This window comes from Streptomyces asoensis (assembly GCF_013085465.1).
Lineage (GTDB): Bacteria > Actinomycetota > Actinomycetes > Streptomycetales > Streptomycetaceae > Streptomyces > Streptomyces cacaoi_A.
In genome coordinates this window covers 4,866,613-4,888,130 of the sequence record NZ_CP049838.1, presented here as the reverse complement: position 1 = coordinate 4,888,130, position 21,518 = coordinate 4,866,613, and the positions used below count along the sequence as shown (strand labels likewise).

The window sequence follows — 21,518 nt, the reverse complement described above, 5'->3', positions numbered from 1 at the left end:
CGAGGCCAACTATACCCAACCCCGCTCCCGGGCGAGCCGCACCGCCGCGTGCCGGTTCTCCGCCCCGAGCTTGGAGACGGCCGACGACAGATAGTTCCGTACGGTCCCCTGGGACAGCGCGGCCCGCTCGGCGATCTCCGCGACGGGCGCCCCGTCGGCGGCGAGTTCGAGAACCTCCGCCTCACGCGAGGTCAGCGGCGAGTCACCGGCGGCGATCGCGTCGGCGGCCAACTCCGGGTCGACGTACCGGTTCCCGGCGTGCACGGTACGGATGATCTCCGCGAGCCGCTGCGCGCTCACCGTCTTCGGGACGAACCCCCGCACACCCGCCGCGAGCGCCCGCTTGAGATGCCCGGGCCGGCCGTGGCTGGTGACGATCAGTGCCTGGCAGTCGGGCAGTTCGACGCGCAGGGATGTGGCGACGTTCACACCGTCGGTGCCCGGCATCTGTAGATCCAGGACGGCGACGTCGGGCCGGTGCGCCATCGCCATCGCCAGCGCCTCCGGTCCGGTGGCCGCCTCGGCGACGATCACCAGGTCGTCCTCCAGGGAGAGCAGCGCGGCCAGCGCACCCCGGATGAGATGTTCGTCGTCGGCGAGCAGCACCCGCACGGTCATGAAGCGACCTCTCTCACAGCAGCCTTTCCGCTCAACGGAACCTCGGCGACGACCCGGAAGACGTCCGCCGCGACGAACCCGGCCTCCAGCGTCCCGTCGACGCCCCGCAACCGCTCCCGCAGCCCGGTCAGGCCCGACCCGTCGCCGCTTTCCGCGGCAGCGGATCCGGCGCCGTCGTTCTCCACCGTCAGCACCACGCGTCCCTCCGGCATCCGCAACGCCACCGAGCAACGCCCGGCGTCTCCGTGCCGCAGCACATTGGTGGTGGTCTCCCGCACCACCCAGCCGAGCGCCGACTGCACTTCCGAGGGCAGCCCGCCGGCCTCCCCGCTCACCTCGCAGGCGATCCCGGCAGCCCTCAACACTCCTTGAGCGCCGGCGAGTTCGACCCCGAGGTCCGCCTCCCGATAGCCCCGCACGACAGCGCGCACCTCCCGCTGCGAATCCTGCGCTATCCGCTGCACCTCGATCATCTGCTCCACGGCCTCCGGCCGCCCGCGCCTGGCCAGCTGCACGGCCAGCTCGCTCTTCAGGGCGATCACCGCCAGGTTCCGCCCCATCACGTCGTGCAGATCCCGTCCGAACCGCAGCCGCTCCTCGGCGACGGCGAGCCGGGCCTCGACCTCCCCGGCCCGGTCCGCCTCCCACAGCACCGCCAGGTTCCAGGCGCTGCATCGGCAGGCGAACAGCGAGAAGCAGGTCGCGAAGGCGGTCAGGAACCCGACCATGAAGATCCCCGCCGCATCCGGTTCGGCCCAGCCGAACGCGGCCATGAGGACCACGGCGAGCAGGGCGGAGTGCCGCAGGAATCGCCGAATGGGCACCACGAGCCCGTACAGCATCCCGAAGGGCAGCAGCGAGGCTCCTATGCAGAGCCTGGTCGTCACCGGGTCGGCGCCGCCCACCACGGCGAGAACCAGGGCCAGCGCCAGTCCGAGTGCCATCAGCCCGGCCGCGGGATACAGGGCGCGGGGCGGGAGTGCGGCGCGGTGCAGGTAGTGGTCGAGGACGGGTCGGGTGAGTCGGTTCGCCTCGGCGCACTGGAAGGCGGCCGCCAGCAGGAGCAGCCCGCCGACGAGCAGCGACCCGGGACTCCGCTCGAGCCCGCCCACCAGGGGCAGCGCGAGCCAGGCGAAGGGGAAGAACCAGGTGGTGAAGTACCAGGTGCCCAAGGTCTGCAACTCGACCCGCTCGGCCTTGCTGCGGTCTCGCCAGTGGCGCCGCTGCCACCCCCGAATGCGGCCCAACATCCTTGCCCTCCCCTACCGTTCAGCCCACCACGATCCCGGCTCGCCCCGGCTCGGTCCCGGCGGGGTCAGCGCCGGGGCTCCCATCGGAACCACCGCCGTACAGCAAACACCGCCAGCAGGGTCCAGGCCAGTGCGGTCGCCAGGGCGCCCAGGGCCTCGTACGCCGACAGATTTCCGGTCCAGCCGCCGCGTATCAGGGTGATCACCGGGGACAGGGGCAGCAGTTCGCAGACGGAGGCGAGCCGGTCGGGCAGCATTTCCAGGGGGACGGTCACGCCGGAGCCGGTCATCGACACGAGCACCAGGGGCATCGTGGTGACCTGCGCGCTCTCCACGGTCCGGGTCACCGTCGCCGTGGCGGCCGCGAGCGCCGCGCACATCGCCAGGCCCAACAGCAGCCCCAGGACGGCGAGATACGGCGCCTCGGGGGCCGGTACGTCGAGCAGGAGCGTGGTGCCGGCCACCAGTACCAGGGACTGCACAAGCCCCGTGACGACGACGGGCAGCGCCGCCCCGCCGAGGATCTCCGGGTCCCGCAGCTCACCGGTACGCAGCCGCTTCAGTACCAGTTCCTCGCGCCGGGCGGTGTAGATGGCCGCCAGCGCCGAATACACCCCGAACAGCAGCGAGAAGCCGATCGCGGCGGGCAGCAGCACCAGGCCGACGCTGAGCCCGACGTCCTCCACGTCCATGTCCTCGACCACCGACGCCAGGCTCACCGGCAGCACCAGCGGTAGGAACACGGCCGCGATGATCGTGCTCTTGCTCCGCCCGAGCAGGGTCAGCTCGGCGCGTGCGAGGGCGGCCATCCGGCTCGCGGGAGTCGTGACCGAGCGGCCGACCGCACGGGTGGCCGAGTCCTTCACCGTTGCCCCGCTCATGCCGCGACCTCCTCGGTCTCGTCGCGCTTCGACGCCTCCCGGGCGATCCCCAGGAACGCCTCCTCCAACGAGGCCGACCGCACATCCAGCCTCCGCAGAGCGACCTGGGCCCGCTCGGCCCACACCAGGAGCCCGGTCGCCGCCCGCTGGAGCTCCCGGGTGCGCAGCCGTATGACACGCCCGTCGACCTCGTGACCGCACACACCCAGTTCGCCCAGCGGAGGCAGGTCGCCGACGAAGTACCCGTCGGGCAGCTCGAAGGTGATCCGGGACGGCTGGGCGCCGGTCACCTCGGCGGGTGTCCCGGCGGCCGCGATACGGCCCTCGTGCAGGATGGCCAGCCGGTCGGCGAGGTTCTCCGCCTCTTCCAGGTAGTGCGTGGTCAGCAGGACCGTCGTACCGGCGTCGCGCAGGGCGCGCACCAGGTCCCAGGTGTCCCGGCGGCCCTCGGCGTCCAGGCCGGTCGTCGGCTCGTCCAGGAACAGCACCTCGGGTTCGCCGAGGACCGCGAGCGCCAGGTCGAGGCGCCGCCGCTCACCGCCGGACAGCTGCTTGACCCGGACGTCGGCCCGCCCGGCGAGCCCGACCAGCGCCAGCGCCTCCTTGATCGGGCGGGCGCCGCCCACACAGCCGGCCCACATGCGCGCGGTCTCGGCGACGGTCAGCTCGGAGGGAAAGCCGCCCTCCTGGAGCATCACGCCGGTGCGCGGCCGGACGGCGGCCCGCTCGGAGTACGGATCGTGGCCCAGAACTCTGATCCGCCCGCCGTCGGGGCGCGCGAGCCCCTCCAGCAACTCGACCGTCGATGTCTTTCCGGCGCCGTTGGTGCCGAGCAGCGCGAAGATCTCACCGCGGTCGACGTGGAAGGAGATCCCACGAACCGCTTCGAACCCGCCCCCGTACACACGCCGGAGGTCGGTGACCTCAATCACGTGTTCATTCGTGTCCATGCCTCAAGCCTCCCCGCGGGCGGAGGCCGGCAGCAGTGCGAGGTGTCACCACTCCGTATGACAAATGTCAGACGGTCGCTCACGTCGCACGCCCGCTCACGGCACACGAAAAGACCCCGGTCCAGTGGACCGGGGTCTGATTCCTGAGCGGACGACGAGGCTCGAACTCGCGACCTCAACCTTGGCAAGGTTGCGCTCTACCAACTGAGCTACGTCCGCATTGCCTCCGACCGGCTTTCACCGATCGGCGCGAACACCACCCTACCTGATCCACAGCAGTGGTCAGACAGGTGATGTAGAGCGGGTGACAGGGATCGCACACTGCGCCTTCCCCCTGGAAGGGGGATGTTCTACTACTGAACTACACCCGCGTGTACTCCGTGAGCTGGGCTTTTCGGCCTGGCCCCTCGGCGTGCTCCAGACTCTAGCTGACCAGGAGGGGTGTAGCGCAAGTCGGTACGTTCGAGGGGCCGGTGACCGGCCGTCGGCCCGTGGCTCACGGGGAGCCGAATCAGCGGGTGCGGCTCACTGCGCGTCGGCGAACGCCTCGTAGACCTTCTTGGGGATGCGGCCGCGCGCCGGCACCTCCAGCTTGTTGGCCTGGGCCCAGGCCCGGACGGCCGCGGGGTCGGGGGCGACCTCCGTCTGCTTGTACGCCTTGCCGGACCTCGACCGCTTGCGGCCGGCGTCGACGTAGGGCTCGAGAGCCTTACGCAGTTTCTTGGCATTGGCTTCATTCAGGTCGATCTCGTACGACTTGCCGTCGAGCCCGAAGGCGATCGTTTCCGCCGCTTCCGAGCCGTCGATGTCGTCAAAGAGAGTGACCACGACCTTCTGCGCCACGAATATCGGTCCCTTCGTGCGACAGCTCTGCGATGACGTGCCAAGACGTCACGGAGATGTCGACTGTCCGCCTGTTATGGGGCAAAGTATCGGCTATTGCCAATTCATTTGTACAGTGCCCGGCATTGCAATGTGAAGCCCGACTAAATCTGCCCGCGTGTCCCAGGGTAATAGGGAACGTTGGTGCACCCTGGATCTTTCCCTGAAATTTTCACGAAGGCACCGGTCCGATACCTGATCGTGATGGCGCTCACGTAGTTTCCTACAACTCTACTCGCGTAGAAATTTTGTACGGGTAGTCTGAAGACACCTGTTGGAGACACCCGCAGGCACCTGCTCAGCACCACACCACCGGGAGTGCCAGTGGCACGCGTCGTAGTCGACGTCATGCTCAAGCCGGAGATCCTCGACCCCCAGGGCCAGGCGGTGCAGCGCGCACTGCCGCGGCTGGGTTTCGAAGGCATCTCCGACGTACGTCAGGGAAAGCGATTCGAACTGGAAGTTGACGGGCCGGTCGACGAGGCCGCCCTCGCCCGCATCCACGATCTTGCGGAATCCTTCCTCGCGAACACCGTGATCGAGGACTTCACCGTCAAGGTCGAGTCGGAAGAAGCAGTCGCAGGGGCCGCGAAGTGACCGCTCGTATTGGCGTCGTCACTTTCCCGGGCAGCCTCGACGACCGGGACACTCAGCGTGCGATCCGGCTCGCGGGTGCCGAACCCGTCGCTCTCTGGCACAAGGACAAGAACCTCCATCAGGTGGACGCCGTGGTGCTGCCCGGCGGTTTCTCCTACGGCGACTATCTGCGCGCCGGAGCCATCTCCCGCTTCTCGCCGGTGATGGAGACCGTCATCGAGCAGGCGAAGGCCGGTCTTCCGGTCCTCGGTATCTGCAACGGCTTCCAGATCCTCACGGAGGCCCACCTGCTTCCCGGCGGGATGCTCGGCAACGACCACCTCCACTTCATCTGCCGCGACCAGAAGCTGCGGGTGGAGAACGCGGAGACCGCCTGGACCGCCGACTACGAGGCGGGCCAGGAGATCCACATCCCGCTGAAGAACATGGACGGCCGGTACGTCGCCGACGAGCACACCCTCGACAAGCTCGAGGCCGAGGGCCGGGTCGTCTTCCGCTACCTGGACGTCAACCCCAACGGCAGCCTCCGTGACATCGCCGGCATCACCAACGAGGCCGGCAACGTCGTGGGCCTCATGCCGCACCCGGAGCACGCCGTCGAGCCCCTCGTCGGGTCCGGCCGCACCGACGGTCTCCCGTTCTTCACCTCGATCCTCAAGAAGCTGGTCAACGCATGAGCCGGACGCCACTGGACACGGTCGAGCACGCGGCCGAGACCCCCGACGTCGAGCTGCCCTGGGCCGAACTCGGTCTGAAGAAGGACGAGTACGAGCGCGTCGTGGAGATCCTCGGCCGCCGGCCCACCGGCGCCGAGCTCGCCATGTACTCCGTCATGTGGTCCGAGCACTGCTCGTACAAGTCCTCGAAGGTCCACCTCCGCCAGTTCGGTGAGAAGGCCCCCCAGTCCGACGCGCTGCTCGTGGGCATCGGCGAGAACGCGGGCGTCGTCGACGTCGGCCAGGGCTACGCGGTCACCTTCAAGGTCGAGTCGCACAACCACCCCTCGTACGTCGAGCCCTACCAGGGCGCGGCCACGGGCGTGGGCGGCATCGTCCGCGACATCATCGCGATGGGCGCGCGTCCGGTCGCGGTCGTTGACCCGCTGCGCTTCGGCGCCGCCGACCACCCCGACACCAAGCGTGTCCTGCCCGGTGTCGTCGCCGGCATCGGCGGCTACGGCAACTGCCTGGGCCTGCCGAACATCGGTGGCGAGGTCGTCTTCGACGCCTGCTACCAGGGCAACCCGCTGGTCAACGCCGGTGCCATCGGTGTGATGCGGCACGAGGACATCCACCTCGCGAAGGCCTCCGGCGCCGGCAACAAGGTCATCCTCTACGGGGCCAGGACCGGCGGCGACGGCATCGGCGGCGCGTCGATCCTCGCCTCCGAGACCTTCGACGACGCCAAGCCGTCGAAGCGCCCGGCCGTGCAGGTCGGCGACCCCTTCCAGGAGAAGCTCCTCATCGAGTGCACCCTGGAGGCCTTCCGGGAGAAGCTCGTCGTCGGCATCCAGGACCTCGGCGCGGCCGGCCTGTCCTGCGCCACGTCCGAGCTGGCCTCCAACGGCTCCGGCGGCATGCGCGTCACCCTGGACGACGTACCGCTGCGCGACTCCACGCTCTCGCCCGAGGAAATCCTCATGAGCGAGTCGCAGGAGCGCATGTGCGCGGTCGTCGAGCCGGCGAAGGTCGACCGGTTCCTCGAGATCTGCGACAAGTGGGACGTCATCGCGACCGTCATCGGTGAGGTGACCGACGGCGACCGGCTGGAGATCTTCTGGCACGGCGGCAAGATCGTCGACGTCGACCCGCGGACCGTGGCCCACGACGGCCCGGTCTACGAGCGCCCCTACGCCCGCCCGGAGTGGCAGGACGCCCTCCAGGCGGACGACGCGAACAAGCTGCCCCGGCCCACGACCGGCGCCGAGCTCAAGGACCAGGTGCTCAAGCTGGTCGCCTCGCCCAACCAGGCGTCCAAGAAGTGGATCACCTCGCAGTACGACCACTTCGTGCAGGGCAACACCGTCCTCGCGCAGCCCGAGGACTCCGGCATGATCCGGATCGACGAGGAGACCGGCCTCGGCGTCGCCATCGCGACCGACGGCAACGGCCGGTACGCCAAGCTCGACCCGTACGCGGGCGCGCAGCTGGCCCTCTCCGAGGCCTACCGGAACGTGGCGACGACCGGCGCCAAGCCGCTCGCCGTCTCCGACTGCCTGAACTTCGGCTCGCCCGAGGACCCGGCGGTGATGTGGCAGTTCGCGGAGGCCGTCCGCGGCCTCGCGGACGCCTGCCAGCAGCTGGGCACCCCGGTGACCGGCGGCAACGTCTCCCTCTACAACCAGACGGGCGAGGTGGCCATCCACCCGACCCCGGTGGTGGCCGTGCTCGGTGTGATCGACGATGTCGCGCGCCGCACGCCCGTCGCCTTCCAGGAGGAGGGCCAGCTGCTCTACCTCCTCGGCGACACGCGTGAGGAGTTCGGCGGTTCGGCCTGGTCCCAGGTCATCCACGACCACCTGGGCGGTCTGCCGCCGAAGGTCGACCTGGAGCGGGAGCGGCTGCTCGGCGAGATCCTGATCTCCGCCTCCCGCGACGGCATGATCGACGCCGCGCACGACCTGTCCGACGGTGGTCTGATCCAGGCGGTCGTCGAGTCGGCGCTGCTCGGCGGCAAGGGCGCGCGGCTGGTCGTACCGGACGGGCTCGACGCCTTCACCCTCCTGTTCTCCGAGTCGGCGGGCCGTGCCGTGGTGGCCGTCCCGCGCTCCGAGGAGCTGCGTTTCAACGACATGTGCGGGGCGCGCGGCCTGCCCGTCACCCGCATCGGTGTCGTCGACGGCGACACGGTCGAGCTCCAGGGTGGGTTCGAGCTGTCCCTGGAGGAGCTGCGCAGGGCTCACGAGGACACCATCCCGGCGCTGCTCGCGTAGCACCCGCGGCACCTGTACGACGGTGAAGGCCTCGCCCGTTCCCACGGGCGGGGCCTTCGTCACGACCGTCACACGGTCGCAGGCTCCCGCGCCGGTTCCGGTGTGCCCGGAGCCGGACGGGACGTGGGCAGCAGGACCGCCGGCACCAGGGCACACCGCCATCAGGACCGCCCCGCACAGGACACCGCGCCAGCGCGGAGACGCCGATGCTGAGGGAACGCGCCTGTCTCCTCTCCGATCTCCGAGAAGGGCGCACGCGAACCTGCCGACCTGCTCACCGAGGAGACCGGCGACGCCATTCCCGCCCTGATCGCCGCCGCCACGCTCACGGCCTTCGCGCCGGTGCGGGACGGCCTGGGGGACCGCGCGCGCAGGCGGTGACGGTCCCGGTGTCACAGGCGCCCACTAGGCTCACCGCCATGCCCCCGGCCAGGAAACGCACCCGCGCGTACGACCCCGCCAAGATCCGCGCCGCGGTCACCGCGCAGTTCGGGAACGTACGGCGGGCCGTGGCCACCCTCGGCCCCGAGCAGCTCGCGCTGCCCACGCGGCTGGCGGGCTGGACCGTACGGGACCTGGCCGCGCACGTGACCATGGCGGTGGCGACCGTCAGCCGCAACCTCGACCGGGACGAGCCCCCGAAGGCGGAGCTCACGCTCCTCGAGTGGCCGTTCGCCACCGCCCCCCGGGCCGCCGACATCTCCGACGGCACCCGGGACCTCGCCGCGGCCCACCCCGACCTGAACGCCCTGTTCGCCCGCACCGAGGAGCGCAGCGCCGAGGCCCTCGCCACCGCCCCCGGCGACCGCCTCCTCGCCACCCGCACCGGCGCGATGACCCTCGCCGACTACCTCGTCACCCGGACCGTCGAACTCGTCGTCCACACCGACGACCTGAACGCCGCCGTCCCCGGCCTGGACATCCCGTACGACCGCCAGGCGCTCGCCGCCGCCACCCGGCTCCTCGCCGACGCCCTCGCCGCCAGGGCGCCCGGCGGCGCGACGGAGGTGCGGATCCCGCCGTACGCCGTCGTGCAGTGCGTCGAGGGGCCCCGGCACACCCGGGGCACCCCGCCCAACGTCGTCGAGACCGACCCGCTGACCTGGATCCGGCTGGCGACCGGCCGGGTGACCTGGTCGGACGCCGTCGAAGAGGCGAAGGTCGCGGCAAGCGGCGAGCGGGCCGACCTCACCGCGCTGCTGCCCCTCATGTCCTGAATCCGACCCCAGGGGGAACCGACCGCCCCACCTGTCCCGTCGAACCGGCATGTACAGGCAGAGGCACAGCCCTACGCGCACGTACAAGCAGCGCATGACGCTGACCGCGGCCGTCCTGCTCATCCCGCTCGCCGCGGCCTGCGGCAGCGAGAAGGCGGACGGTGAGCAGCCCGGCAGCGGGGCGGTGAGCGCCGAGCAGCCCGTCACCGGTGTCCGCTGGAACGTCGACAGCGTCACCGTGGACGGCACCACCCACCGCGCCCCGGCCGGCGCGCACGTCGAGATCCGGGACGGCAAGGCGGCGGGCAGTTACGGCTGCAACAACTTCACCGCCAAGGCCGCCGTCGAGGGCGACAGCATCCGGTTCAGCGACGCCAGGTCGACCAGGATGGCCTGCGCGGAGCAGCCCATGGACTTCGAGCGCACGCTGGCCGGGACGCTCGCCGAGGGCGCCCTCGGCACCGAGGTCGACGGCACCACGCTGACGCTCGCCACGGCCGACGGCGATCAGGTCCTGCTGACCAGGAAATGACATGCGGGCGGCTCCCCGGCTCCGGTGAAGCGCGCCCGCCGGCCCCGATGGTGTGCGACACCTCACTCGTGCCTGCGGAGCGGGTGCCGGGGCGGTCGCCCCCAGGGCCCGCCCAAGCATCCAATGGATCACCATATCTGGCCATTGACCTGCGGAAATGAGTCGATCATGGAGGCGGTGGACGATGGGTGATCGAGTTACCGGCGGGTATCCCCAATTCGGACCAGTGGTCGATCTCGCCTACACTCGGTGGCGTGCCACGTGGTGACGGTCGACTCAGTCATGATCTGCTCCCCGGCGAGAAAGGCCCCCAGGACGCTTGCGGCGTCTTCGGAGTCTGGGCTCCCGGTGAAGAGGTCGCCAAGCTCACTTACTTCGGGCTCTACGCCCTCCAGCATCGAGGTCAGGAATCCGCGGGGATCGCGGTCAGCAACGGCTCCCAGATCCTCGTCTTCAAGGACATGGGCCTCGTGTCCCAGGTCTTCGACGAGACCTCGCTCGGTTCGCTCCAGGGTCATATCGCGGTCGGACACGCCCGCTACTCGACCACTGGCGCCTCCGTGTGGGAGAACGCCCAGCCGACGTTCCGTGCCACCGCGCACGGCTCGATCGCGCTCGGCCACAACGGCAACCTCGTCAATACCGCCCAGCTCGCCGAGATGGTCGCCGACCTGCCCAAGCAGGAAGGCCGCACCCCGCGCGTCGCGGCGACCAACGACACCGACCTGCTCACCGCGCTGCTCGCGGCCCAGGTCGACGAGGACGGCAAGCCGCTGACCATCGAGGAAGCGGCCCACCAGGTCCTTCCACAGGTCAAGGGCGCCTTCTCGCTCGTCTTCATGGACGAGCACACCCTCTACGCCGGCCGCGACCCGCAGGGCATCCGCCCGCTGGTCCTCGGCCGCCTGGAGCGCGGCTGGGTGGTCGCCTCCGAGTCCGCTGCCCTCGACATCTGCGGCGCCGCCTACGTCCGTGAGATCGAGCCCGGCGAGTTCATCGCCATCGACGAGAACGGACTGCGGACCTCCCGGTTCGCGGAAGCGAAGCCCAAGGGCTGTGTCTTCGAGTACGTGTACCTGGCCCGCCCGGACACCGACATCGCCGGCCGGAACGTGTACCTCTCCCGCGTGGAGATGGGCCGCAAGCTGGCCAAGGAAGCGCCGGTCGACGCCGACCTGGTGATAGCGACCCCGGAGTCCGGCACCCCGGCCGCCATCGGTTACGCGGAGGCCTCCGGCATCCCCTTCGGCGCGGGCCTCGTGAAGAACGCGTACGTCGGCCGGACGTTCATCCAGCCCTCGCAGACCATCCGTCAGCTCGGTATCCGCCTGAAGCTGAACCCGCTGAAGGAAGTCATCAAGGGCAAGCGACTGGTCGTCGTCGACGACTCGATCGTGCGCGGCAACACCCAGCGGGCCCTGGTCCGCATGCTCCGCGAGGCGGGCGCGGCCGAGGTCCACATCCGGATCTCCTCGCCGCCCGTGAAGTGGCCCTGCTTCTTCGGCATCGACTTCGCCACGCGCGCGGAACTCATCGCCAACGGCATGACCATCGACGAGATCGGCACCTCCCTGGGCGCCGACTCCCTCTCCTACATCTCCATCGACGGCATGATCGAGGCGACCACCATCGCCAAGCCGAACCTCTGCCGCGCCTGCTTCGACGGCGAGTACCCGATGGAGCTCCCGGACCCCGAGCTGCTCGGCAAGCAGCTCCTGGAGACCGAGCTGGCCGCGGGTCCCGCAGCCACGGCCGTGGCTGACGCCATCCGTCGCCCGTAGCGCCGCAGAGCCCCGTTTCACCAACCCGAAAGATCCCAGGCAATGTCTTCTGTGTCTGATCAGTCCCCTCCGGCGACGGGCAGTGCCTCCGGTGCGTCCTACGCGGCTGCCGGAGTCGACATCGAGGCGGGCGACCGCGCCGTAGAGCTGATGAAGGAGTGGGTGAAGAAGACGCAGCGCCCCGAGGTCCTCGGCGGCCTCGGCGGTTTCGCCGGCCTCTTCGACGCCTCCGCCCTCAAGCGCTTCGAGCGCCCGCTGCTCGCCTCCGCCACGGACGGCGTCGGCACCAAGGTCGACATCGCCCGCCAGCTGGGCGTGTACGACACCATCGGCCACGACCTGGTCGCGATGGTCATGGACGACATCGTGGTGTGCGGCGCCGAACCGCTGTTCATGACCGACTACATCTGCGTCGGCAAGGTCCACCCCGAGCGGGTCGCCGCCATCGTCAAGGGCATCGCCGAGGGCTGTGTGCTCGCCGGCTGCGCCCTGGTCGGCGGCGAGACGGCCGAGCACCCGGGTCTGCTGGGCGAGGACGACTTCGACGTGGCCGGCGCCGGTACCGGCGTCGTGGAGGCCGACCGGCTGCTCGGCCCGGATCGTATCCGCACGGGTGACACGGTGATCGCCATGGCGGCCTCCGGTCTTCACTCGAACGGATACTCCCTGGTCCGGCACGTCCTGCTGAAGCAGGCCGGGCTGTCCCTGGAGGCGCGGATCGACGACCTCGGCCGCACCCTCGGCGAGGAGCTCCTGGAGCCCACCAAGATCTACTCGCTGGACTGTCTGGCGCTCACCCGCACGACGGACGTCCACGCCTTCTCGCACATCACCGGCGGCGGCCTCGCGGCCAACCTGGCCCGGGTGATCCCGGACGGGCTGCACGCCGTCGTGGACCGCTCCACCTGGACCCCGGCCCCGATCTTCGACCTGGTCGGCAGGACCGGCTCCGTCGAGCGCCTGGAGCTGGAGAAGACCCTGAACATGGGCGTCGGCATGATGGCGATCGTGCCCGAGGAGTCGACGGACGTGGCCCTGGCGACGCTGGCCGACCGTGGCGTGGAGGCCTGGGTCGCCGGCGAGATCACCGAACGCGGCGAGCACACGACGGGCGCGGAGCTCGTCGGGGACTACGCCGGCTGAGAATCGCGCGGGCCTGCGACCGGGCAGTCCCGTAGCCGTGTAGGCAGCACAAGACCCGGTCGGTGACCGAAGTCACCGACCGGGCGGGTGCTCAGTACAAGGTCAAGCGCCGCGACGGTGTTGCGAGGAATCCTCGCCGTCATCCTCGTCTTCGTCCCCGTACAGCTCGGCGTACCGTGCGTACGGGTCGTCGTCTTGCTCATCGTCATCGTCATCGTCCTCGAATGGCTCACCATTCGGCGGAATATTCGATGGCGATGCGCCCAGCTCTTCGGCCAGGCGTGAGAGATCTGTCCCGCCGCTGTTGTACTTCAGCTGGCGGGCGACCTTCGCTTGCTTGGCCTTGGCCCGGCCGCGCCCCATGGCTCGACCCCCTCAACGACGGGGCTCGACGGCCCCAGGTTGACACGCGTTCATGATCCAGGACGGTCTCTCCGTGGAGAGCCCGTCGTAGGGCTCCCACGGTACCTGAGCCCACGCCCGTACGGTACGTCGCCCGTAGCACGCGCGTGTGCGCAGCACCTTTCGGTCGCCCCGTCCTCGCTGGTCAGTGGCGATTTTAACCACTTATCGGCGGCCGACCCGCCGGGAAGAGTGAGAGTTCTCTCCAACTTTCCTCCCGGCGGTACCGCCGAAACCCGCGGACGGCTCGCCGCGGGGTCCTACGCGAGGGTCACCAGCCGCGCGCCTGGGCGGCTTCGTGCATCCGCTGCTCGGCGATCCGGTCGGCCGCCGCGGCCGGCGGAATCCCGTCCGCCTTCGCACGTGCGAAGATGGCGAGCGTGGTGTCGAAGATCTTCGCGGCCTTCGCCTTGCACCGCTCGAAGTCGAAACCGTGCAGCTCGTCGGCGACCTGGATGACCCCGCCGGCGTTCACCACGTAGTCCGGCGCGTAGAGGATCCCGCGGTCGGCGAGGTCCTTCTCCACACCCGGGTGGGCGAGTTGGTTGTTGGCCGCGCCACAGACGATCTTCGCCGTCAGCACCGGCACGGAGTCGTCGCTCAGCGCACCGCCGAGCGCGCAGGGCGCGTAGATGTCGAGCCCCTCGATCTCGATCAGGCGCTCGGTGTCGGCGACCACAACCACCGAGGGGTGCTTGTCGGCGATCCGCCGCACGGCCTCCTCGCGCACGTCCGTGATCACGACCTGGGCGCCCTCCGCCAGCAGGTGCTCCACCAGATGGTGGCCGACCTTGCCGACGCCCGCGATGCCGACCGTGCGGCCCCGCAACGACGGGTCGCCCCACAGGTGCTGCGCGGAGGCCCGCATGCCCTGGTAGACGCCGAAGGCGGTCAGCACGGACGAGTCGCCGGCCCCGCCGTTCTCCGGCGAGCGTCCGGTCGTCCAGCGGCACTCGCGCGCCACGACGTCCATGTCGGCGACATAGGTGCCGACGTCGCAGGCGGTCACATACCGACCGCCGAGCGAGGCCACGAAACGGCCGTACGCGAGCAGCAGCGCTTCGGTCTTGATCGTGTCGGGATCACCGATGATCACGGCCTTGCCGCCGCCGTGGTCCAGACCGGCCATGGCGTTCTTGTACGACATCCCGCGCGCGAGGTTCAGCGCGTCGGTGACGGCCTCCGCCTCGGTCGCGTACGGGTAGAAGCGGGTACCGCCGAGGGCCGGGCCCAGAGCGGTGGAGTGGAGGGCGATGACGGCCTTGAGGCCGCTGGCGCGGTCCTGGCAGAGCACGACTTGCTCATGACCGCCCTGGTCCGAGTGGAACAGGGTGTGCAGTACATCAGCAGGTGCGCCGGAAACGTCGGTCACTGTGGTGACTCCCGGGTATCGAGCGGCGGTCGGGACGCAGGCACCGTAAGGGTGGCGGGCCTGATGGACTGAGAGTAGAGCCTGCCCGGCCCGCCGATCTCGCAGTGTCGGGGATCACCTTCTCCCGGAGTACCGCCGTGGGACGATTCGCAGGGTTTCCCGATCGGCCGAAGGGGGAGGGAGCAGGCGTGCCCAAGGTGTCCTCGGTGGTCGTTCCGTACGCGGTCTATCTGCGTGTGTACGAGCCGCTGGCCGCCTTCTCCGAGCCCGAGCGCACGCACTGGGCGCGCTACGCCGGCCGCCCCGAGCTCCCCTCCTACCAGGACGAGCTGCGCCGCTCGCTGGCCGACCTGCTGCCCACCCCGCCGGTCGCGGTGCCCGTGCACGAGAGCGGCGACGCGTTCCTGGTCCAGGTGGACGGGGTGCTCTGCGTCTGCCCCTGGCGCACCCGGCTGCGCGGCTGGCTGGCCCTGGCGGAACTGGACGACGAGCTGCCCCGGCCGGTCCTGGATGCGGCGCTGCCCGAGGTCGTGCGCCTGGAGGCCGCCAAGGACCACGAGCGGTGGCTGGAACGCAACCCCGACGCCCGCCCGTGGATCCGTACGGCCGTCTGGCAGGTGCCCCTGAACTGGTTCGTGCTCGTCTCCGACGAGGAGCGGGAGTACGAGAAGGGGACGGCGGAGGTGGCCCCCGTGCTGCGCTACCGCACCCCGATGGTGCAGGCGCGGCGCCGGGTGGCCCGGTCGCTGCGGACGCTGAAGGACACCATGGACGAGGGGCCGCTCATCGACGGCCTGGTGGACGTGGGGCGCTGGCTCGAGGAGTTCCACCCGCGTTCGCTGGTGGAACTGGATTACGGCGGTCTGGTGCATGTGCTGCCGGCGGGTGATCTGGAGGACGATCACTCGGCGAAGGACGTGGCCGAGGGCATCGAGGCGCTGCGGATCGGTGACGGCGCGGCGGCGGGCGAGGCGTACGGGCGGCTCGTGGAGCGGTGGCGGTCGGTACGGGAGCGGCGCTCGGCGAACTGACGGCCGCCGTGGGTTCACGGCCGCCGAGTCGACGCGCTTGCTGTGAACTGACGATGTGACAGGCGCGACAGCGCTTTCATTAGTGACGTACGTCACGGCCGTGAAGCAGTGGAACAGCGTACGGTCAACCGCACTTCACGGAACTGACGGGACGTAGGTCCCGATCCGGGCTTATGTCGCAAGGGTGATGGAACGCACGTACACGACCCTTGCGCCGCTTGCCCCTCCTCGTGCCAAAATAGGACAAGGAGTCCGGGGAGGGCTCCGTCCGCCTGCTTATGTTCCACTGTGGGGGGAAATCTCAGCATTGCAGCGCTTTGGGGGGTCTGATGCCTCCTGATCGTCCTGTGACTGATCGTCACAGTGGCGTGACTGTCCGCTATGGCATGGTCCATCGGCTTCCGTCGCCGATGAACACCTGGGGGGCAATTCCATCGGTTTGGCCGACGCGGCTGGACGGATGGTGTAGTTGTAGTGCCGAGGACAAGCCGTTCGTCCTATAACCGACTCGACTCGCGTCCGCCATTTCGGGCAACGCGGGTCAAGGTGCAGAATTTAGAGGAAAGAACCGAGAAGGTTCGGTTCTCCCGAGGAGGCCGCTCATGACCGCTCGCACCCCTGATGCTGAGCCGCTGCTGACCCCGGCTGAGGTCGCCACCATGTTCCGTGTCGACCCCAAGACGGTCACGCGGTGGGCGAAGGCCGGCAAGCTCACATCGATTCGTACGCTCGGCGGACACCGCCGTTATCGCGAGGCCGAGGTCCGCGCACTGCTTGCGGGTATCCCGCAGCAGCGCAGCGAGGCCTGAACAAGTGAATAACCGGGCAACACGTCAGGTCCCCCAACCTGTTCGGACGCCCGAAACCTAGCTACAAGCGACGTGGGTCCTGCCCCAACAGGCCCCTCGCCCATCGGGAACGTCGTCGATCGCGCTGGACTCCGCCGGGTCCAGCGCGATCTTTTTTGTGCGCTTGGGACAGCTTGAGGGTGCTCGGCGGGTCGTATCAGGTGGCTCTGTGAGCGGCCTTGTCGGAGTCTGGGGAGGCTCTGGGAGGGTTCCTGGGGGCATCCTCCGGAGTGGTGCAATTGCACATATAAAATTGACCAGTTGTAGGAGCCTGGTAAGAACCCGGGTTTTCAAAACTCATGCCGTGACACCCGTCACATGCCAGGAGCGTTGTTGCCTCTGGCTCATGTGCGCTAGGGGAGGCTCGCGTTCCAGCGCCCCACGCGGGTACGGGCGTTGGGGGACGCGAGTGCGGGTGCCGGTGCGGCCGGAGGTCGTGAGGGCGTGGGTCACGCCGTCGAGGGGCTCTCGCCCTCCAGGGCCCCCTCAGGGGCCTCTGCGCCCCTTGGTGCGCCGTCCATCGCCAGTCGCAGTAAGCGGTGGCAGATCGGGCAGTGGCGGGTCAGATGCCGGTAGGGGGTCGCGGCCGACAGGTGCGCGCGAAGCAGTGCCCGCGTCTCGTGCCTGACCGATGCCACCATGCCCCACCTCCGTCGGGGCCACGCGGGAACGGGCCCTGGCTTCTGGGGTACCGGTGGAGAGTGACGACGTCAAGAGGCCGGCGGACAACGCGCGGCGGACGAAGCAGAGAGCCCGGATCCGAAGATCCGGGCTCTCTGTTACTGCGGTCCCGACGGGATTTGCTGTACCCGATTGCGGCTGCGCCGCGGGCGCGACCTCCACCTTGGCAGGATGGTCGGCGGGTTGGTGCAGGTCATGGCACGAGCGAGGCCCGCGTCCCTTGATGGGAAGCGGGCCTCGCTCGTTCACTGCGGTCCTGACGGGATTTGAACCCGCGGCCTCCACCTTGACAGGGTGGCGAGCACTCCAAACTGCTCCACAGGACCAGGTTTTGCGGCACTTGATGTTGCGTTGCGCTGCGAGAAGGACTGTACAGGAGGGTGAGCCCGCCGGTCGAACTCACCCTCCGTGCGGGAGCCGTTACGGCGCCATCGCGTCGATCGCCTTCACGATCCGCTTGTCGGAGACGGGGTACGCCGTGCCCAGCGCGTGGGCGAAATAGCTGACCCGGAGCTCCTCGATCATCCAGCGGATGTCCAGGACCTGCTGGGGAACCGGCCGGCCCTGCGGCAGTTGCTCCAGCAGCCACGCGTACTCGTCCTGCATCTCGTGGACCTTCTCCATGCGGCTGGTGTCCCGCTGGACGCCGGTCGGCATCTGCTGGAGGCGCCGGTCCGCGGCCACCAGGTAGCGCATGAGGTCGGGCAGGCGGCGCAGTCCCGCCCAGGTCACGAAGCCGGGCTTCACGAGGGCGTCCAGCTGTTTCCGTACGTCCGCCAGGTTCGCGAGCAGCACGGGGCTGCGTACGCCCTTCAGGCGGCGTTCACAGGCCTGCCAGGCGGCCAGGACCTGCTGCACCGCCCCGACCGTCCGCACCGTCGTGTCGACGATCTCCGCGCGCACCTTGTCGTAGAGCTTCCGGTACGACTCCTCGTCCCAGGCCGGGCCGCCGAAGTCGGCGATCAGCCGGTCCGCCGCCGCCATCGCGCAGTCGTCGAACAGAGCCTGGATCGAACCGTGCGGATTCGCGGACAGCGCGAGCTTCTGGGCGTTCGTCAGCTTCTCGGATGCGAACTTTGCCGGGTTGACCGGGATGGTGCGCAGGATCAGCCGACGCGTGCCCTTCCACATCGCCTCCGCCTGCTCCGCCTCCGTGTCGAAGAGGCGTACGGACACGGTGTCCCCGTCGTCGACGAGCGCCGGGTACGCCTTCACCGGCTGGCCCGCGCGGCGGGTCTCGAAGACGCGGGCGAGCGAGCCGATCGTCCAGTCCGTCAGGCCCGAGCGCTCCAGGGACTCGCCGCCCTGCCGTTCGGCGGTGGCCGCGGCCGCCTGCGAGATGGCCTGCCTCGCCTTCGGTTTCAGCCGGAGCCTCAGGGTCTCGAGGTCCTTGTCCTCGGCCAGCTTGCGGCGCCGCTCGTCGACGATCCGGAAGGTGATCCTCAGATGGTCGGGGAGCCGCGACCAGTCGAAGTCGTCGGCCTCGAACGGAACGCCGACCATGCGCTTCAGCTCACGCGCCATGGTCGTCGTGAGCGGCTCCTGGAGGGGCACCGCCCGGTCCAGGAAACGCTTCGCGAAGTTCGGTGCCGGAACGTAGTGGCGGCGGATCGGCTTGGGGAGGGAACGGATCAGCTCCGTGACGACCTCCTCCCGCAGACCCGGGATCTGCCAGTCGAAGCCCTCGTCCGTGACCTGGTTGAGGACATGGAGCGGGATGTGGACGGTCACGCCGTCCGCGTCCGCGCCCGGCTCGAACTGGTACGTGACCCGGAACGTCAGCTGACCCTGCCGCCAGGAGTCCGGATAGTCGGCCTTGGTGACCGCCTCCGCCGACTCCCGGATGAGCATCTCCCGCTCGAAGTCCAGGTGATCGGGCTGCTCGTGCCGCTTGTGCTTCCACCACGAGTCGAAGTGCGCGCCGGACACGACGTGTTCGGGCACCCGCTCGTCGTAGAAGTCGAACAGCGTCTCGTCGTCCACCACGATGTCCCGGCGCCGGGCACGGTGCTCCAGCTCCTCGACCTCGCTGAGGAGCCGGCGGTTGTCGGCGAAGAACTTGTGGTGCGTGCGCCAGTCGCCCTCGACCAGCGCGTTGCGGATGAACAGGTCGCGGGAGGTCTCCGGGTCGATCCGGCCGTAGTTGACCTTCCGCTGGGCGATGATCGGGACGCCGTACAGCGTGACCTTCTCGTCCGCCATCACGGCCGCCTGGTCCTTCTCCCAACGCGGCTCGCTGTACGTCCGCTTCAGCAGGTGCCCGGCGAGCGGCTCGACCCACTCCGGCTCGATCCGCGCGTTGACGCGGGCCCAGAGCCGGCTCGTCTCCACCAGCTCGGCGGACATCATGAAGCGCGGCTGCTTCTTGAAGAGGGCCGAGCCCGGGAAGATCGCGAACTTGGCGCTCCGCGCCCCCAGGTACTCGTTCTTGTTGCCGTCCTTCACGTCCTTCATGCCGATGTGCGAGAGCAGCCCGGCGAGGAGCGAGACATGGACACTCTGCTCGGGCGCGTCCTCCTCGTTCAGATGGATGCCCATCTGCTTGGCGACCGTGCGGAGCTGCGTGTAGATGTCCTGCCACTCACGGATGCGCAGGAAGTTCAGGTACTCCTGCTTGCACATACGCCGGAAGGAGGAGGAACCCCGCTCCTTCTGCTGCTCGCGGACGTACCGCCACAGGTTGAGATAGGCGAGGAAGTCGCTGGTCTCGTCCTTGAAGCGGGCGTGCTGCTGGTCGGCCTGGGTCTGCTTGTCGGCCGGGCGCTCACGCGGGTCCTGGATGGACAGCGCGGCGGCTATCACCATGACCTCGCGCACACAGCCGTTCTTGTCGGCCTCCAGGACCATGCGGGCGAGGCGCGGGTCGACGGGCAGCTGGGCCAGCTTGCGGCCGGTCTGGGTGAGCCGCCGGCGGGGGTCCTTCTCGGCCGGGTCCAGTGCGTTCAGCTCCTGGAGCAGCTGCACGCCGTCGCGGATGTTGCGGTGGTCCGGCGGGTCGATGAAGGGGAACTTCTCGATGTCGCCGAGGCCCGCCGCGGTCATCTGGAGGATGACGCTGGCCAGGTTCGTACGGAGGATCTCCGCGTCCGTGAACTCCGGGCGGGCGAGGAAGTCGTCCTCGTCGTACAGCCGGATGCAGATGCCGTCGCTGGTCCGGCCGCAGCGGCCCTTGCGCTGGTTGGCGCTGGCCTGCGAGATCGGCTCGATGGGCAGGCGCTGGACCTTGGTGCGGTGGCTGTAGCGGCTGATGCGGGCGAAGCCGGGGTCGATGACGTACTTGATGCCCGGGACGGTCAGGGACGTCTCGGCCACGTTCGTCGCCAGAACGATCCTGCGGCCCGTGTGCTGCTGGAAGACCCGGTGCTGCTCGGCGTGCGAGAGCCGGGCGTAGAGCGGCAGGACCTCCGTGAAGCGGAACTTCTTCTTCTCCAGCGCGTCGGCCGTGTCCCGGATCTCCCGTTCACCGGAGAGGAAGACGAGGATGTCGCCCTTCCCCTCGCCCATGAGCTCTTCCACGGCGTCGGTGATCGCGGTGATCTGGTCGCGGTCGGCGTCCTCGGAGTCCTCTTCGAGGAGCGGCCGGTAACGGACCTCCACCGGGTACGTCCGCCCGCTGACCTCGACGATCGGGGCTTCGCCGAAGTGCCGGGAGAAACGCTCCGGGTCGATGGTCGCCGAGGTGATGACGACCTTGAGATCAGGGCGGCGGGGGAGCAGCTGGGCGAGATAGCCCATCAGGAAGTCGATGTTGAGGGACCGCTCGTGGGCCTCGTCGATGATGATCGTGTCGTACGCGCGCAGCTCACGGTCGGTCTGGATCTCCGCGAGGAGGATGCCGTCCGTCATCAGCTTCACGAAGGTGGCGTCCGGGTTCACCTGGTCGGTGAACCGCACCTTCCAGCCGACGGCCTCGCCCAGGGGCGTGCTGAGTTCCTCCGCGACCCGCTCGGCGACGGTGCGGGCGGCGATCCGACGAGGCTGTGTGTGCCCGATCATGCCGCGGACGCCGCGCCCCAGCTCGAGACAGATCTTGGGGATCTGGGTGGTCTTTCCGGACCCGGTCTCACCGGCGACGATGACGACCTGGTGATCACGGATGGCGGCCGCGATCTCGTCCTTCTTCTGGCTGACCGGAAGCTGCTCGGGGTACGAGACGGCGGGCACCCGGCCGCGCCGCAGGACCATCCGCTCCTCGACCTGTGCGACCTCCGCCTCGATCTCGGCGAGGACGGCGGCACGGGCCTCCGGCTTGCGGATCTTGCGCGCGCCTTCGAGCCTGCGCCCGAGCCGGTGCGCGTCGCGCAGTGACAGCTCGGTCAGGCGGGGGGCGAGGTCGCCGAGGGCGGGAGTGCCCGGAGCAGAGGCGCCGGGAGTGGGGTGCGTAGACATACGCGATCCAGG

The 21,518-nt window shown here is 69.4% G+C and carries 18 protein-coding genes and 3 tRNA genes; 9 read left to right on the top strand and 12 right to left on the bottom strand.

The annotated features are described in order from the left end of the window. Window positions 1–9: 9 nt before the first annotated feature. The 7 genes from G9272_RS21795 to G9272_RS21765 all read right to left on the bottom strand — a co-directional run bounded on the left by G9272_RS21795 (window position 10) and on the right by G9272_RS21765 (window position 4,542). Window positions 10–618 (bottom strand): response regulator transcription factor, encoded by a 609-nt coding sequence (locus tag G9272_RS21795; protein WP_171398139.1) that lies wholly within the window; start codon window positions 616–618, stop codon window positions 10–12. After that, window positions 615–1,868 (bottom strand): sensor histidine kinase, encoded by a 1,254-nt coding sequence (locus G9272_RS21790; RefSeq protein ID WP_171398138.1) that lies wholly within the window; start codon window positions 1,866–1,868, stop codon window positions 615–617. The genes G9272_RS21795 and G9272_RS21790 overlap by 4 nt, the downstream gene beginning before the upstream one ends. A 65-nt stretch (window positions 1,869–1,933) precedes the next feature. Beyond that, window positions 1,934–2,749: an ABC transporter permease gene (locus tag G9272_RS21785; RefSeq protein ID WP_171398137.1), complete on the bottom strand. Its 816-nt coding sequence runs from the start codon at window positions 2,747–2,749 to the stop codon at window positions 1,934–1,936. Next, window positions 2,746–3,699 (bottom strand): ABC transporter ATP-binding protein, encoded by a 954-nt coding sequence (locus tag G9272_RS21780; RefSeq protein WP_171398136.1) that lies wholly within the window; start codon window positions 3,697–3,699, stop codon window positions 2,746–2,748. The genes G9272_RS21785 and G9272_RS21780 overlap by 4 nt, the downstream gene beginning before the upstream one ends. A gap of 146 nt (window positions 3,700–3,845) precedes the next feature. Continuing rightward, window positions 3,846–3,918, bottom strand: a tRNA-Gly gene (locus tag G9272_RS21775). 80 nt (window positions 3,919–3,998) lie between these two features. Next, window positions 3,999–4,070, bottom strand: a tRNA-Gly gene (locus tag G9272_RS21770). Between the two features lie 154 nt (window positions 4,071–4,224). After that, window positions 4,225–4,542, bottom strand: coding sequence for a histone-like nucleoid-structuring protein Lsr2 (locus tag G9272_RS21765; RefSeq protein ID WP_020131279.1), 318 nt, complete (start codon window positions 4,540–4,542; stop codon window positions 4,225–4,227). A gap of 363 nt (window positions 4,543–4,905) precedes the next feature. On the opposite strand from G9272_RS21765, the gene purS reads away from it, so the two are divergent. The 7 genes from purS to purM all read left to right on the top strand — a co-directional run bounded on the left by purS (window position 4,906) and on the right by purM (window position 12,783). Further along, the gene (gene purS, locus G9272_RS21760) at window positions 4,906–5,178 is read left to right on the top strand and encodes a phosphoribosylformylglycinamidine synthase subunit PurS (protein ID WP_020131278.1); all 273 of its coding nucleotides are present in this window, start codon (window positions 4,906–4,908) and stop codon (window positions 5,176–5,178) included. Beyond that, the gene (gene purQ / locus G9272_RS21755; RefSeq protein ID WP_171398135.1) at window positions 5,175–5,855 is read left to right on the top strand and encodes a phosphoribosylformylglycinamidine synthase subunit PurQ; all 681 of its coding nucleotides are present in this window, start codon (window positions 5,175–5,177) and stop codon (window positions 5,853–5,855) included. The genes purS and purQ overlap by 4 nt, the downstream gene beginning before the upstream one ends. Continuing rightward, window positions 5,852–8,110 (top strand): phosphoribosylformylglycinamidine synthase subunit PurL, encoded by a 2,259-nt coding sequence (gene purL / locus G9272_RS21750; RefSeq protein ID WP_171398134.1) that lies wholly within the window; start codon window positions 5,852–5,854, stop codon window positions 8,108–8,110. Before purQ ends, purL begins: the two co-directional genes overlap by 4 nt. A 419-nt stretch (window positions 8,111–8,529) precedes the next feature. After that, window positions 8,530–9,327, top strand: a complete 798-nt coding sequence (locus G9272_RS21745; protein WP_171398133.1) for a maleylpyruvate isomerase family mycothiol-dependent enzyme — start codon at window positions 8,530–8,532, stop codon at window positions 9,325–9,327. Window positions 9,328–9,421: 94 nt separating this feature from the next. Further along, window positions 9,422–9,859 carry an META domain-containing protein gene (locus tag G9272_RS21740; protein ID WP_253267891.1) on the top strand — a complete coding sequence of 146 codons (438 nt, stop codon included), beginning with the start codon at window positions 9,422–9,424 and terminating at the stop codon, window positions 9,857–9,859. Window positions 9,860–10,113: 254 nt separating this feature from the next. Further along, on the top strand, window positions 10,114–11,640 hold the full coding sequence (gene purF / locus G9272_RS21735; protein ID WP_171398131.1) for an amidophosphoribosyltransferase: 1,527 nt from the start codon (window positions 10,114–10,116) through the stop codon (window positions 11,638–11,640). A 42-nt stretch (window positions 11,641–11,682) separates the two neighbouring features. After that, window positions 11,683–12,783: a phosphoribosylformylglycinamidine cyclo-ligase gene (gene purM / locus G9272_RS21730; RefSeq protein WP_171398130.1), complete on the top strand. Its 1,101-nt coding sequence runs from the start codon at window positions 11,683–11,685 to the stop codon at window positions 12,781–12,783. Between the two features lie 102 nt (window positions 12,784–12,885). Here the strand turns inward: purM and G9272_RS21725 are convergent, their stop codons facing one another. Beyond that, window positions 12,886–13,146, bottom strand: coding sequence for a DUF3073 domain-containing protein (locus tag G9272_RS21725; protein ID WP_171398129.1), 261 nt, complete (start codon window positions 13,144–13,146; stop codon window positions 12,886–12,888). A 310-nt stretch (window positions 13,147–13,456) separates the two neighbouring features. Continuing rightward, a complete protein-coding gene (locus G9272_RS21720) occupies window positions 13,457–14,557 on the bottom strand; it encodes a Leu/Phe/Val dehydrogenase (protein ID WP_171398128.1) in 1,101 nt (366 codons plus the stop codon). Window positions 14,558–14,745: 188 nt separating this feature from the next. Between G9272_RS21720 and G9272_RS21715 the strand changes: the two genes are divergently transcribed. Both G9272_RS21715 and bldC read left to right on the top strand, forming a co-directional pair. Further along, window positions 14,746–15,588 carry a hypothetical protein gene (locus tag G9272_RS21715; RefSeq protein ID WP_171398127.1) on the top strand — a complete coding sequence of 281 codons (843 nt, stop codon included), beginning with the start codon at window positions 14,746–14,748 and terminating at the stop codon, window positions 15,586–15,588. Between the two features lie 602 nt (window positions 15,589–16,190). After that, window positions 16,191–16,397 (top strand): developmental transcriptional regulator BldC, encoded by a 207-nt coding sequence (gene bldC / locus G9272_RS21710; RefSeq protein WP_003949541.1) that lies wholly within the window; start codon window positions 16,191–16,193, stop codon window positions 16,395–16,397. A gap of 488 nt (window positions 16,398–16,885) precedes the next feature. Here bldC and G9272_RS45385 read toward each other — a convergent pair whose 3' ends face one another. The 3 genes from G9272_RS45385 to hrpA all read right to left on the bottom strand — a co-directional run bounded on the left by G9272_RS45385 (window position 16,886) and on the right by hrpA (window position 21,506). After that, window positions 16,886–17,077 (bottom strand): DUF6274 family protein, encoded by a 192-nt coding sequence (locus G9272_RS45385; protein ID WP_253267890.1) that lies wholly within the window; start codon window positions 17,075–17,077, stop codon window positions 16,886–16,888. Window positions 17,078–17,368: 291 nt separating this feature from the next. Continuing rightward, a tRNA-Asp gene (locus tag G9272_RS21705) sits at window positions 17,369–17,443 on the bottom strand. Window positions 17,444–17,537: 94 nt separating this feature from the next. Continuing rightward, on the bottom strand, window positions 17,538–21,506 hold the full coding sequence (gene hrpA, locus G9272_RS21700) for an ATP-dependent RNA helicase HrpA (RefSeq protein ID WP_171398126.1): 3,969 nt from the start codon (window positions 21,504–21,506) through the stop codon (window positions 17,538–17,540). Between the last annotated feature and the right edge of the window lie 12 nt (window positions 21,507–21,518).

Excerpts from the sequence above, each read along its gene's own strand:
- G9272_RS21795 (WP_171398139.1), bottom strand. The coding sequence starts at position 618 with ATGACCGTGCGGGTGCTGCTCGCCGACGACGAACATCTCATCCGGGGT.
- G9272_RS21790 (WP_171398138.1), bottom strand. The coding sequence starts at position 1,868 with ATGTTGGGCCGCATTCGGGGGTGGCAGCGGCGCCACTGGCGAGACCGC.
- G9272_RS21785 (WP_171398137.1), bottom strand. The coding sequence starts at position 2,749 with ATGAGCGGGGCAACGGTGAAGGACTCGGCCACCCGTGCGGTCGGCCGC.
- G9272_RS21780 (WP_171398136.1), bottom strand. The coding sequence starts at position 3,699 with ATGGACACGAATGAACACGTGATTGAGGTCACCGACCTCCGGCGTGTG.
- purL (WP_171398134.1), top strand. The coding sequence starts at position 5,852 with ATGAGCCGGACGCCACTGGACACGGTCGAGCACGCGGCCGAGACCCCC.
- G9272_RS21745 (WP_171398133.1), top strand. The coding sequence starts at position 8,530 with ATGCCCCCGGCCAGGAAACGCACCCGCGCGTACGACCCCGCCAAGATC.
- G9272_RS21740 (WP_253267891.1), top strand. The coding sequence starts at position 9,422 with ATGACGCTGACCGCGGCCGTCCTGCTCATCCCGCTCGCCGCGGCCTGC.
- purM (WP_171398130.1), top strand. The coding sequence starts at position 11,683 with ATGTCTTCTGTGTCTGATCAGTCCCCTCCGGCGACGGGCAGTGCCTCC.
- G9272_RS21725 (WP_171398129.1), bottom strand. The coding sequence starts at position 13,146 with ATGGGGCGCGGCCGGGCCAAGGCCAAGCAAGCGAAGGTCGCCCGCCAG.
- bldC (WP_003949541.1), top strand. The coding sequence starts at position 16,191 with ATGACCGCTCGCACCCCTGATGCTGAGCCGCTGCTGACCCCGGCTGAG.
- G9272_RS45385 (WP_253267890.1), bottom strand. The coding sequence starts at position 17,077 with ATGGTGGCATCGGTCAGGCACGAGACGCGGGCACTGCTTCGCGCGCAC.
- hrpA (WP_171398126.1), bottom strand. The coding sequence starts at position 21,506 with ATGTCTACGCACCCCACTCCCGGCGCCTCTGCTCCGGGCACTCCCGCC.